Source organism: Streptomyces sp. NPDC022910 (assembly GCF_055561075.1).
In genome coordinates this window covers 68,188-81,121 of the sequence record NZ_JBVHHL010000029.1, presented here as the reverse complement: position 1 = coordinate 81,121, position 12,934 = coordinate 68,188, and the positions used below count along the sequence as shown (strand labels likewise).

The window sequence follows — 12,934 nt, the reverse complement described above, 5'->3', positions numbered from 1 at the left end:
CGTCTGGTTCGAATGGCAGGACATCGCCGGCAGGTCGGGGCGCCCACCCTGGTCCGTTCGCCCTTCGCCCGAGGCGCGCCTCTTCACGGCATTCACGCAGAGCTCTGTGCGTCGTCCCGACAGTGGTCCGTGTTCCCGCGCTTGCCGGCGTCCTCGCGTCACCGGACAGCCCTCAGAGCCAGTCTCGCCGTTTGAAGATGATGTACAAACTGATGCATACGACCGCCATCAGGACGATCGCGAACGGGTAGCCGAACACCCAGTGCAACTCCGGCATGTGGGAGAAGTTCATCCCATAGATCGTGCCGACCAGCGTCGGCGCGAACAGAATGGCCGCCCACGAAGAGATCTTCTTGATTTCCTCGTTCTGCTCGAAGCCCGCCTCCGCCAGCGCCCGCATCTCCGCGTTCTGCTGCTGTGTGACCAGCGTGGCGTTCACCGTGAGGATGTCCGCCAGGGCCTGGCGGAAGCTGTCGACGCGTTCGCTGGTGTGTGTGACGTGGTCGGCCACGTCGCGCAGATAGCGCTGGAGTTCCTCGTCCGTGCCGTACTTCGCGAAGCCCGCCGTCAGGTTGTGCAGCATGCCCACCAGGGGGCGGGTGGCGCGCTGGAACTCCACCATTTCCCGGGAGAGTTCGTAGATGCGGCGGGAGACCTCCGGGTCGCCGCGGAAGACCTCGGTCTCGATCTCGTCGATGTCGTTCTGCACGCCGGCGACCACAGGGGCGTACCCGTCGACCACCGCGTCCAGGATCGCGTACAGCACCGCCTCCGGGCCCAGCTTCAGCAGATCCGGTGACTCCTCCATGCGGCGGCGCACGGCCGACAGGTCCGGGGCCGCGCCGTGGCGGACCGTGATGACGAAGTCCGGGCCGACGAACACGTGCAGTTCGCCGAAGTCGACCTCCTCGGGAGCGTCCAGATAGCGGGCGGCGCGCAGCACGACGAACAGCGTGTCGCCGTACCGTTCCAGCTTCGGCCGCTGATGCGCCTCCATCGCGTCCTCCACCGCGAGCGGGTGCAGGTCGAACTCAGCGGCCAGCGAGAGGAGTTCGGACTCGGTCGGACGGGCCAGGCCGATCCACGCCATCCCGTCCGGCTCGTCGCGCAGCTGGCGGAAGGTGTCGGCCAGGGAGGCGGGCGACGAGACGCGGACACCGTCCCGGTACAGGGCGGCCTCGACGATACTGCCCGTGTCCGCCGGCTCCGCGGGTGCCGGGTCGGGAGGGGGCGCCGAAGGTTTCGCGGGCGGTGCCGCCGCCTGGGTGAGGGCGCGGCGCCAGGCCGACCTCCTGCCGTTCCTCGGGGCCGGACGTGCACGACGCTCGGACATCGCGGCTGCCTCCCGTGTCGAACGTACGTCTATGTGATCTCGGAGCAGGATATACGGGGCAAACGGTGTGGGAGTGGGGAGCGCGGCCAGGATTCTGTGAGGGTTGCGGACAGCAGCTGTCCGCAAGCAGGGATAGCGTGCAGCGCATGACGAAGACGAGCCCCGCGACACGGCAGCCGGTCGGGACGGCGTCCGCAGCCCCCGTCCTCGGCCCCAGGGCCCTCAACCGTGCCACCCTCGACCGTCAGCTCCTGCTGCGCCGCGCGCCGCTGCCCGCGAAGACGGCCGTCGAGCATCTCCTCGGGCTCCAGGCGCAGAACGTCAAGCCCCCCTACTACGCGCTCGCCGCCCGGCTCGACGGCTTCGCGCCGGAGCGGCTCTCGCGTCTCATGGCCGACCGCGAGGTCGTCCGCATCGTCACCATGCGGTCCACCCTCCACACCCACACCGCCGACGACTGCCTCACTCTGCGCCCGCTGGTGCAGCCCGCCCGCGACCGCGAGCTCACCCTCTTCCGCAAGGGTCTCGCCGGTGTCGACCTGGACCGGCTCACCGCGCTCGCCCGCGACCTCGTCGAGGCCGAACCGCGCACCATGAAGCAGCTGCGCGAGGAACTGCTCGTCCAGTGGCCGGACGCCGACCCGCAGGCCCTCTCCATCGCCGCGCGCTGTCTGCTGCCCCTCGTCCAGGTCACCCCGCGCGGACTGTGGGGCAGGAGCGGCCAGGTCGCGCTCACCACCGCCGAGGGCTGGCTCGGCCGCCCCGCCGAAGCGACCCCCACCCCGGACGACACCGTCCTGCGCTATCTCGCCGCATTCGGGCCCGCCTCCGTGAAGGACATGCAGACCTGGGCCGGACTCACCCTCCTTCGGGAAGCCTTCGAACGCCTCCGCCCCCGGCTCGTCACCTTCCGGGACCCGAACGGGGTGGAACTCTTCGACCTCCCCGACGCTCCCCGGCCCGACCCCGACACTCCCGCCCCGCCCCGCTTCCTGCCCGAGTTCGACAACCTGCTCCTCTCCCACGCCGACCGCACCCGCGTCGTGCCCCCCGATCTCAAGGGCCGCAGCTGGGCGGGCAACCAGGCTTACCGCACGCTGCTCGTCGACGGGTTCCTGGCCGGAGTGTGGAAGCTGGAGGGGGACGCACTCGTCATCGAGCCCTTCGGCAGGCTGAGCAAGGCCCAGCGGCAGGACGTGACCGCGGAAGGGGAGCGGATGCTCACGGTCATGCATCCGGGTGGCGCGTACGACATCCGCTTCGGGACCGTCGTACGGCCGTGACGCCGACCGTCGTACGGCCGTGACGCCGACCGTCGTACGGCCGTGACGCCGACCGTCGTACGGCCGTGACGCCGACCGTCGTACGCCCTCGCGCCTCAGTCCGCCCGTCCCGTCACCGCCACCGTCACCCCCAGCCCGATCATCGTGAACCCGCCCGCGCCGCCGATCAGCGACAGCCGGCGGTCCGAGCGGGCGAACCAGGAGCGGGCCACGGACGCGGTCAGCCCCCACAGGGTGTCCGTGATCAGGCCGATCGAGATCGGGATCAGGCCCAGCAGCAGCATCTGAAGCGGCACGTGACCGGCCGAGTGGTTCACGAACTGGGGCAGTACGGCGGCGAAGAACACCACGCCCTTCGGGTTGGTCACCCCGACCAGGGCGCCGTCCAGAACCGTACGGAGATCACCGCGTGCCGGGCCCGTCGGCGTCTCCCCGATCGCCGACGCCTTCAGCTCGCCACGGTGCCGGAACGCCTGCACCCCCAGGAAGACCAGATACGCCGCGCCCGCCAGCTTGACCGCCAGGTAGACGGTCACCGAGCGTTCGACCAACGAGCCGATGCCGACCGCGACGGCCACCACCAGCAGATAGGAGCCGAAGACATTGCCGATCGCGGTCGCCACGGCGGTGCGGCGGCCGTGGGCCAGCGCCCGGCCGATCACGAACAGCACGCTCGGGCCCGGGATCACGATCACCAGCAGGGACATCGCGGCGAAAGCCAGAAAACGGTCCGTGGACACCATGCTCATCACTTCCCTCCGGCGCTCATGGAATCAGGGCGCATGGAGTCGTGGCCAGGGAACTGCGGCAGCTCGGTCACTTCGCGACGGTCGCAGAGCAGCCGCACTTCGGTCGGGCGGCGATGGGTGTGCGCCCGCTCGAACGAAGCCGAGAGCAGGGGGCTGCACATCGTGCGGGGCGGACCGCTCGCGCCTCGGCGACATGCGCCGGCTCGCGGCCTGGGAGTTGGAGAGGGGGCGTTGCGGGCCGCTCGTGGAGGCCCGCAACGCCCCCTGGTATCTACCTGAGTGGTACTCAGGAGTTCTGCTGGGACTACGAGTTGACCTGCACGGTCACCAGGCTCGAGAAGGTGGTCAGCCGGGTGTAGACACCCGGGTAACCGGCCTCGGCACAGCCGTTGCCCCAGGAAGTGATGCCTGCCAGGACGCCCCCGATGAGCAGGGGACCGCCGCTGTCGCCCTGGCAGGTGTCCACGCCGCCGGAGGAATATCCGGCGCACACCATGTCGCTCGCGACGAAGTCGGAGCCGTACGAACTCCTGCAGCTGGCGTCCGACACGATCGGCACGGTCGCGGTGCGGAGCTGGTTGGAGGAGCTGCCGCTTTCGGAGGTGGTGCCCCAGCCGAGGATGCGGGCGGTGGTGCCGGCCGCGTACACGCTCGTCTGGGAGGAGGAGACGTACGACGCCGTGGTGTACGGCATCGAGGTCGACAGGGTCAGCACGGCCACGTCGTCGCCGTTGGTCGCGTCCGTGTAGTCGGGGTTGATCCAGATCTTGCTGACCTTGCTGACCGTCCCGTTCGTGCCGTTGAGGTAGGTGCGGCCGCCGACCACGCGGACGCTGCTGGTGGTCTCGCCGACCATGCAGTGCGCGGCGGTGACGACCTTCCTGGCCGCGACCAGGGTGCCGCCGCAGAACTGGCTGCCGGAGGAGTCCGTGATCTGCATCATGAACGGGTATGCGGTGGTCGTGGTCGTCGAGCCGCCCACGATCTTCGGCTGGACCGCCGCGACGGCGCCAGGTGCGCCCAGCAGTGCGCTCGTGGCGGCGGCGGTCGCTATGGCGGCAGCGACGGTCTTTCTGGCGCGGTTCATCCCGAACATGAGTCTCCTCAAGGGGTTGCCGGTGGGGGGTCGCGCGGGTGGGGGGTGGTGCACGGGAGTTCTCGGACTCTGCACCGACCCCCGTGTGCCCGGCGAGCGGCACGGCACTTACGCTAGGAGCCGGAGGGGCCTGCTCCCAATGAGGGAACCCCCTAAGGAGAGTTGGGCAGGGAAAACCCTCGGTCTGCGCGCGTATACCTTCAACCTGCCTGCTGGAAGCAGCTGTTCAGCCCGGATGGTGCCCCGCCGCCAGCCGCACGATGTCCACCCGTGACCGGATCCCCAGCTTGCGGTAGACGCGTGTGAGCGTCGCTTCCACCGTCTTCACGCTGATGAACAGGCGCGCCGCGATCTCCCGGTTCGTCGCGCCCTCCATGACCAGCGCGGCCACCTGCCGCTCCGTCGCGGCCAGGGTGTCGAGGGCGGCCGCGGCCAGGGGCGGCTGGGCAGGGCCGGTGACGGTGGCCGTCTCCACCTGTCGCAGCCACGGCATGGCGCGGCAGCGGCGGAAGAGCCGGGCGGCCTCGTCGTACGACGTCGGTCCCGGCCGCGGGGTGCGCAGCCCCGCCCGCGCGTAGGCCGCCCGTGCCTCCTCCAGGCCGTAGCCCAGCTTGGTCAGCCGGTCCTGGGCCGACGTCAACTGCCGTTTCGCCGCCTCGGTGTCCCCGCGCCCGGCGCGGATCAGGGCCTCCGCCCGGTCCAGTACCGCGAGCACGCTCCCCCGGCCGAGCCGCAGCGCCCGGGCGCGGGTGGCGTCCACGACGTCCTGCGCCTCGGCCGGCTCCCCGATGCGCACCAGTGCCTCGGCGAGGTCGCCGTGCCAGCGCCCCCGGGCCGGATCGGTGACCCCGAGGCCCTCCTCCAACTCCCTGACCCGGCGCAGGGAATGGACCGTCCCCACCGCGTCCCCGGCCACCAGCTGGGCGTGCCCCAGCGCGGCCAGCGCCCGCGACAGATAGATCACGTCACCGTCTTCCTCGGCGCGTCCCACCGCCTCGCGGGCCAGCGTCAGCGCCCGGTCCACCTCGCCGCCCGCCGCCTCCGCGAGCGAGGTGAGCATCGCGCTCGCGGCCTCCCCGATCCCGGTGTCCCGTGCCAGCCGGAGGCTCTCCCGCGCCAGGTCCAGTGCCCGCCCGCAGTGCCCGGCCCGCAGTTCGGTCTCGGCGAGCCCGCGCAGGAAGTGCACCTCGGCCTCGACCATCCCGCGCCGCCGCGCCTCACGCAGCAGCGCGCTGACCGTCTTGCGGGCGTCGGCCAGCTGGTCGCTCATGATCAGCCAGCGGAACCGTACGGCGCCTGCGCCGTTGTGGTCGCACGCCACCCGCGGGTCCTGCGGCTCCTTCAGTGCCCGCTTGATGGTCGCGGGTGCGTCCGGATGCCCCATCAGCGTCTCGGCCTGGGCCTGGAAGGCCAGCGCCAGCAGTTCGTTGCGCCGGTCGCCGGCCCGCGCCGCCAGGTCCGCGGCGAGCGCGCCCTCCTCCCTCGCCCGCTCGAAGTCTCCCTCCACGAGCAGCGCCCGCCAGGCGAGCTGATAGTGCACCAGGGTGAGCAGCCGCGGATCGTCGCCCGCGTCGGCCAGCGCCTGTGGGAAGACCGCGTCGACCTCGGCCATCGCGTGCCCGGCGGCGTCGATCACGACCATCCACGCCCGCACCCGGTCCGCGGGCTCGGTCGCACGGGCCAGCACCTCGTGGGCGATGTCCCGCGCGAAGTCGGTCTCCCCGGCGGTCAGTGCGTCCTCGGCCGCCTGAAGCCGCCGTGCCTCCGGCCCCGGTACCGCGTCGACGGGGGTGTGCCGGGCCGCGAGCAGCCCGAGTCCCGCGGCCACCGACGGCGCCCCCCGGTCCCGGGCGGCGGCCGCGGCCTCGCCGAGGCGTGCTGCCACCTGGGGGTCCGTGCCGGTGGTAGCCAGGGCGAGATGCCGGGCCCGCTCGATCGGATCGGAGGCCGCCGTCGACAGCGCCGCGTGCGCGGCGCGCCGCTCCTGCGCGCCGGCCTGCGCGTACAGCGCGGCCGATATCAGCGGATGCGCGAAGCGTACGCCCGGCGCGTCCCGTTCCGTCGCCAGCAGCCCGAGCGCGGCGGCCTGGGCGGTCTCCGCCTCCGCGTTCTCCCGGCCCGCCGCGTGCAGCAGGGCCAGCGTGGGCCGCGCCCCCGCGCTCGCCACGAGCAGCGTGCGGCGCGCCTCAGGTGACAGAGCTTCCAGCCGGTTGAGCACAAGGGCGCGCAGCGAGGTCGGGACGGGCAGCGGCTCACCGGGGCTCGGTGGCGTCGTGCTCTCGAAGAGGGCACGGCCGAGTTCCAGCGCGAACAGCGGATTGCCGCCGCTGGTGCCGTGGATGTCCCGGACGGTGGAGCGGGGCAGGCCGGTGTAGCCGCGGTGGTGGAGGAGTTCGGCGACCTGGGTGCGGGAGAGCGGGTTGACCCTGACCGCCAGCGTGTCCGGCGGGGACGCGCTCAGGTAGCGGTCGTGGTCCTGGCCCTGCGGCTCGGTGTGCGTACGGACCGCGCACAGCAGCTGCACGGGCGTGCCGCCCAGGCGCCGCGCGGCGAAGCCGAGGAGTTCGGCGCTGGCCGGATCCAGCCACTGGAGGTCGTCGGCGACGATGAGCACGGGACCGCGGGAGGCGAGCGCGCGCAGAGTGGACAGCACCGCGAGCCGCAGCGCGAGTCCGTCCCGCTGCAGCGTGGACTCGCCGCGGCCGGTGAGCGCGGACTCCAGGGCGGTGCGCTGCGGGGCGGGCAGTTGCCAGGCGACCTCGTCCACGACGAGACCGAGCAGGTCGGCGAGGGCCAGGAAGGGCAGATGGGATTCGGACTCGGTCGCCGAGCAGCGCAACACGGTGCGCACCGCTTCACCGTATTCCGCGGCCAACGCGCGCAGGACCGTCGACTTTCCTATTCCGGCAGGGCCGTGCACCAGCACACTTCCCCCGGCGGCGAGCTGTTCGCGCGCTCCGGCGAACAGCTCCTCCCGGCCGATGACCAGGTCGGGGCGGGGTCTCGCAGGCTCCTGGAAGTCCCGTCGCACGGTCACCGCTCCCCTCCGTGTGTCGTGTCCTGGCCAATATTAGGCAACCAGTCTTTGAAATTCGGACAGACGGCGTGGGTGAGGGAAATAACAGCGGTGCGGCACAAGGAAATTCACGGGGGTGTCCAATGAACGGGACGCCGACAATCCAGGTGAGCGCAAAAAGGGCGGGTGGGTGGTAATCCGTCGTCATGCTGCGGGGTGGACCGGGCCGGCAACAGGCGCGGGGCCTACGGCAGGACGCCCGCCCGCCGTGCCGCAACCACCGCCTCCCACCTGGAGTGCGCCCCCAACTTCCGCATCGCCGAGCGCAGATAGCCCTTGACGGTCTCGGGGCGCAGCCCCAGCCGCTCCGCGGCCGCCGCGTTGGTCGAGCCCACCGCCACACACGACAGGACGTCCACCTCCCGCGGGGACAGACCCGCGGCCCGCGCCGGGGAGCCGGGGGACGCCGCGCCCGCCAGGCGCCCGCAGACCTCGAGGAGTTCGGCCCGTAGCGCCGGGTCCTCGATCCGCTGCGCCAGTGTCCGCAGTGCGCCATGGACCTCGCGCACCTGCTCCCAGGCCGCGCCGGCCGGTGCCGCAGGCTGCGGCACGGCCGTCAGCAGGGCACGCGCCTCGTCGCGCGCCACCAGCGCCTGTTCCACGTCCCGCGCCGCCTCCACCGCCGCATTCAGCATGCGGTCGCCGAGCGGCTGTGCCGTCCGCAGGGCGCCGTACAGCACACCGCGCACCCGGCGCCGTACGACGACCGGCACCGCCAGCACGGACTTGAGGCCCTCCGTCGCCACCGCCACGTCGTACTCGTGGCTTATCCGCCGGGAGGCCGAATAGTCGGTCACCGCACAGGGCCGGGCCAGCGCGACCACTTTGCCCCCCAGTCCGTTGCCGGAGACGACGGCGAGTGCGCTGAGCGCCGTGGTGGCGTTGCCGCTGAGTTCGCTGATGCGTATCTGCGCCCGCCCGGACTCCACCAGGCCGCCGAAGGCGACCGGCAGCCCTGTCGCACGCCGCAGCCGCACCAGCGCGCCCCGCACCTCCACCGCCTCGGCTGCGTCAGCTGCCACGTGCTCGCCCCTTCGTCGTGGCGCACCCCCGTTCGGGGGTGGTGAGACCTGCCTCACGGATTACACGATGTTAGGTGGCTGTCCGGCAATGAGGAGGACACATGACGGCGAACAGCGACGCGACGGACGCGTTCCGCACCGCGCGGGACTTCCTGCTGGCGCACCGCGAGGACTACGCCACGGCCTACGAGGGCTTCCGCTGGCCGCGTCCGGCGTACTTCAACTGGGCACTCGACTGGTTCGACGTCATTGCAGACCGCAACGACCGCACCGCGTTGCACATCGTGGAGGAGGACGGGGCCACCACCCGGCTGTCCTTCACCGAGATGTCGGAGCGCTCGAACCGGGTGGCGAACCGGCTGCGCGCGTGGGGGGTGGGTGCCGAGGACCGCATCCTGGTGATGCTCGGCAACCAGGCCGAGCTGTGGGAGACCGCGCTGGCCGCGATGAAGCTGCGTGCGGTCGTCATCCCGGCCACCCCGCTGCTCGGACCCGCCGACCTGCGCGACCGCGTCGACCGCGGCCGGGTCCGGCACATCGTCGTCCGCGCCGAGGACACCGCCAAGTTCGACGAGGTGCCCGGCGACTACACCCGGATCGCGGTCGGGGGCGCGCCCGAGGGCTGGCGGGCGTACGAGGACGCCTGCACCTCCGGCGCGGAATTCGAGCCGGACGGGCCCACCCGTGCCGACGACCCGCTGATGCTCTACTTCACCTCGGGCACCACCGCCCGCCCCAAGCTGGTCGAGCACACCCACGTTTCGTATCCGATCGGCCATCTGGCGACGATGTACTGGATCGGCCTGAAGCCCGGGGACGTGCACCTCAACATCTCCTCGCCGGGCTGGGCCAAGCACGCCTGGTCCAATCTCTTCGCCCCGTGGAACGCGGAGGCGACCGTCTTCCTGCACAACTACACCCGCTTCGACGCCGCCCGGCTGATGGTCGAGATGGACCGCGCGGGCGTCACCACCTTCTGCGCCCCGCCGACCGTGTGGCGCATGCTGATCCAGGCCGAGCTCACCCAGCTGCGCACACCGCCGCGCGAGGCCGTCGCCGCCGGTGAGCCGCTCAATCCCGAGGTGATCGAGCAGGTGCGGCGCGCCTGGGGCGTGACCATCCGGGACGGCTTCGGACAGACGGAGACGGCCGTGCAGGTCTCCAACAGCCCCGGCCAGCCGCTGAAGACAGGGTCCATGGGCCGGCCCAGCCCCGGCTTCCGCGTCGAACTGCTCGACCCGGTGACCGGGGCGCCGGGCGCGCAGGAGGGCGAGATCTCGCTCGACCTGTCCGTCCGGCCCGTCGGCCTGATGACGGGCTACCACGGTGACGCGGACCGCACGGCGGAAGCCATGGCGGGCGGCTACTACCGGACCGGCGACATCGGCTCGCGGGACGAAGAGGGATACATTACCTATATCGGGCGTGCCGACGACGTCTTCAAGGCGTCCGACTACAAGATCTCTCCCTTCGAACTGGAGAGCGCGCTCCTCGAACACGAGGCGGTGGCCGAGGCGGCCGTGGTGCCCGCACCGGACGAGTTGCGCCTCTCCGTCCCGAAGGCGTACATCGTGCTCGCCGCCGGCTGGGAGCCCGGCCCGGACACCGCGAAGGTCCTCTTCGAACACTCCCGCGAGGTCCTCGCCCCCTACAAGCGTCTCCGCCGCCTGGAGTTCGGTGAACTGCCGAAGACCGTCTCGGGCAAGATCCGCCGGATCGAACTGCGCGAGGCCACGGCCGCGGGCTCCGCACACGAGTACCGCGAGGAGGACTTCCGGTGACGGAACTGTCGTACACGCACGGGACCAGCGGCACACCGCTGCTCGGCGACACCATCGGAGCCGGCCTGGACCGCGCGATCGCCGCGTACCCCGACCGTGACGCCCTGGTGGACGTGCCCTCCGGACGCCGCTGGACCTACGCCGAGTTCGGGGCCGCCGTCGACGAGGTGGCGCTGGGGCTGATCGCCAAGGGCGTCGGCAAGGGCGACCGGGTCGGCATCTGGGCGGTCAACTGCCCCGAGTGGGTGCTGATCCAGTACGCCACCGCCCGCATCGGCGCGATCATGGTGAACATCAACCCCGCCTATCGGGCCCACGAGTTGGAGTACGTGCTGAGTCAGGCCGGGGTCTCGCTCCTGGTCGCCTCCCTGGCCCACAAGAGCAGCGACTACCGGGAGCTCGTCGGCCGAGTGCGCGGCCGCTGCCCCGAGTTGCGCGAGACGGTGTACATCGGCGACCCGTCCTGGGACGCGCTCACCGCGGGCGCGGCCTCGGTGCCGCACGAGCGGCTCGCCTCCATCGCCGGGGAGTTGAGCTGCGACGACCCCGTCAACATTCAGTACACCTCCGGCACAACAGGCTTCCCGAAGGGGGCGACCCTCTCCCACCACAACATCCTCAACAACGGCTACTGGGTGGGCCGTACGATCGGCTACACGGAGCAGGACCGGGTGTGTCTGCCCGTCCCGTTCTATCACTGCTTCGGCATGGTCATGGGAAATCTGGGCGCCACTTCCCACGGCGCGTGCATCGTGATCCCGGCGCCGTCCTTCGAACCGGCGGCCACGCTGCGGGCGGTGCAGCAGGAGCGGTGCACGTCCCTGTACGGCGTGCCGACGATGTTCATCGCCGAGCTGAACCTGCCCGACTTCGCGACGTACGACCTCTCGTCCCTGCGCACCGGGATCATGGCGGGCTCGCCCTGCCCGGTCGAGGTCATGAAGCGGGTGGTCGCCGAGATGCACATGGAGGAGGTGTCCATCTGCTACGGCATGACGGAGACCTCGCCGGTGTCGCTGCAGACGCGGATGGACGACGACCTCGAGCATCGCACCGCGACCGTCGGCCGGGTCCTGCCGCACATCGAGGTCAAGGTCGTCGACCCGGTGACCGGAGTGACCCTGCCGCGCGGCTCCGCGGGCGAACTGTGCACCCGCGGTTACAGCGTGATGCTCGGTTACTGGAACGAGCCCGAGAAGACCGCGGAGGCCGTCGACCCCGGCCGCTGGATGCACACCGGCGACCTGGCGACCATGCGCGAGGACGGCTACGTCGAGATCGTCGGCCGTATCAAGGACATGATCATCCGTGGCGGTGAGAACGTCTACCCGCGCGAGATCGAGGAGTTCCTGTACGCGTATCCGAAGATCGCCGACGTGCAGGTGGTCGGAGTTCCCCATGAGCGCTACGGCGAGGAGGTCCTGGCCTGTGTCATCCCGCGCGATCCGGCCGATCCGCCGACGCTGGAGGAGCTGCGGGCCTTCTGTGAGGGGCAGCTGGCGCACTACAAGATCCCGAGCAGGGTGTGGATCCTCGACTCCTTCCCGATGACGGTTTCCGGGAAGGTACGCAAGATCGAGCTGCGGGAGACCTACGCGGACCGGGCGTAGGGCGAGGGCCGGCGAGCCTCACGTCCGGCCGGCGGCCAGGTCGTCGGCCGAGGTGTTCACCGGCTGCGGAGTGCCGGTGAGATCGAGGACGAAGAGCGGGACGCCGAGGCGGTCGGCCACGGTACGGGCGTCGTCGGCGTACCCCGCGAGGGAGAAGTAGACGCAACGGGCGGACTCCGACAGGGCGGTCAGCCACAGGCACTCCACGTCCCGCAGCGAGGCCGGGCGCACGGTCGGGTCCACCTGAGCCAGGACCCCGCGCGCCGCGAGCCCGATCCCGTTCGGTGGCCGCTGGTCGGCGCGCCGGACGCCGCGGTAACCGAGCCAGCGCAGATAGAGCGCCGCGGCGGTGACGGCGTCCCGTGCGGTGCGGATGGCGACGGGCTGGAAGGTGGCACGGGCCGGCTCCGGGCCCTCGCCGCGTGCCGGGGGCCCGATGCTCTCCGCGCGCGGGGCTCCGGCGTCCGGGACCTCGTCGGGATCCACCGGGGCCGGACGGTCCAATGGCCCCGGCACCAGGTGCACCGGGATCCGCAGGATGGTCCCGCACGGGCAGCCGAGCTCCGGCCGGGGCCACTGGTCCTCCCGGCCGCACATCTCACAGCGGACCGTGACCCATTCCTCGTCCCAGGTGCGATGGGTGACGACGGAGGGGGCCGAGAGACGGTTCAGCGGCGGGGCGACGGGCGTGCCGCACACGCAGGGATAGGCCGGCGCGGTGTAGACGTGCTCGCGCCGACAGGCCGGACAGTGCACCGGCACGCTCTCGGGCATGGCCCACTCCAAGGCGTCACGTCGGGACAGCGCTCCCATGGTGCTCCTTTGCGCCCTCGCTTGTCCTCGGCTTCGTCCACCGCGCGCTCCAAGGTCGTCCTCCCTTGACGGCCCTCGCCCGCCGACCCTACATTGTTTCCAGATAGTAGAAGTTAAATTCCGTAATACGGAAGTGCTCACCGCGGGGTGCGACGGGAGCGCGAGTCCGAC

9 protein-coding genes are annotated in these 12,934 nt (G+C 71.4%); 3 read left to right on the top strand and 6 right to left on the bottom strand.

Annotated elements, in window-relative coordinates; all coding sequences use genetic code 11:
- Positions 1 to 172: 172 nt before the first annotated feature.
- On the bottom strand, positions 173 to 1,333 hold the full coding sequence (locus tag ACZ3TS_RS25740; RefSeq protein WP_467622104.1) for a magnesium and cobalt transport protein CorA: 1,161 nt from the start codon (positions 1,331 to 1,333) through the stop codon (positions 173 to 175).
- Between the two features lie 146 nt (positions 1,334 to 1,479).
- On the opposite strand from ACZ3TS_RS25740, the gene ACZ3TS_RS25735 reads away from it, so the two are divergent.
- Complete coding sequence (locus ACZ3TS_RS25735; RefSeq protein WP_467622101.1) at positions 1,480 to 2,616, top strand: winged helix DNA-binding domain-containing protein; 1,137 nt, start codon at positions 1,480 to 1,482, stop codon at positions 2,614 to 2,616.
- 95 nt (positions 2,617 to 2,711) lie between these two features.
- Here ACZ3TS_RS25735 and ACZ3TS_RS25730 read toward each other — a convergent pair whose 3' ends face one another.
- The 4 genes from ACZ3TS_RS25730 to ACZ3TS_RS25715 form a co-directional block, all read right to left on the bottom strand.
- The gene (locus tag ACZ3TS_RS25730; RefSeq protein WP_467622167.1) at positions 2,712 to 3,359 is read right to left on the bottom strand and encodes a LysE family translocator; all 648 of its coding nucleotides are present in this window, start codon (positions 3,357 to 3,359) and stop codon (positions 2,712 to 2,714) included.
- 310 nt (positions 3,360 to 3,669) lie between these two features.
- Positions 3,670 to 4,461, bottom strand: a complete 792-nt coding sequence (locus tag ACZ3TS_RS25725) for a S1 family peptidase (RefSeq protein ID WP_467622098.1) — start codon at positions 4,459 to 4,461, stop codon at positions 3,670 to 3,672.
- A gap of 226 nt (positions 4,462 to 4,687) precedes the next feature.
- The gene (locus ACZ3TS_RS25720) at positions 4,688 to 7,498 is read right to left on the bottom strand and encodes a helix-turn-helix transcriptional regulator (RefSeq protein WP_467622095.1); all 2,811 of its coding nucleotides are present in this window, start codon (positions 7,496 to 7,498) and stop codon (positions 4,688 to 4,690) included.
- Positions 7,499 to 7,722: 224 nt separating this feature from the next.
- Positions 7,723 to 8,559: a helix-turn-helix transcriptional regulator gene (locus ACZ3TS_RS25715; protein WP_467622093.1), complete on the bottom strand. Its 837-nt coding sequence runs from the start codon at positions 8,557 to 8,559 to the stop codon at positions 7,723 to 7,725.
- Between the two features lie 101 nt (positions 8,560 to 8,660).
- On the opposite strand from ACZ3TS_RS25715, the gene ACZ3TS_RS25710 reads away from it, so the two are divergent.
- Both ACZ3TS_RS25710 and ACZ3TS_RS25705 read left to right on the top strand, forming a co-directional pair.
- The gene (locus ACZ3TS_RS25710) at positions 8,661 to 10,340 is read left to right on the top strand and encodes an AMP-binding protein (RefSeq protein ID WP_467622090.1); all 1,680 of its coding nucleotides are present in this window, start codon (positions 8,661 to 8,663) and stop codon (positions 10,338 to 10,340) included.
- Positions 10,337 to 11,950, top strand: coding sequence for an AMP-binding protein (locus ACZ3TS_RS25705; RefSeq protein WP_467622087.1), 1,614 nt, complete (start codon positions 10,337 to 10,339; stop codon positions 11,948 to 11,950). Before ACZ3TS_RS25710 ends, ACZ3TS_RS25705 begins: the two co-directional genes overlap by 4 nt.
- A gap of 18 nt (positions 11,951 to 11,968) precedes the next feature.
- Here ACZ3TS_RS25705 and ACZ3TS_RS25700 read toward each other — a convergent pair whose 3' ends face one another.
- A complete protein-coding gene (locus ACZ3TS_RS25700) occupies positions 11,969 to 12,763 on the bottom strand; it encodes a hypothetical protein (RefSeq protein WP_467622084.1) in 795 nt (264 codons plus the stop codon).
- Positions 12,764 to 12,934 lie beyond the last annotated feature (171 nt).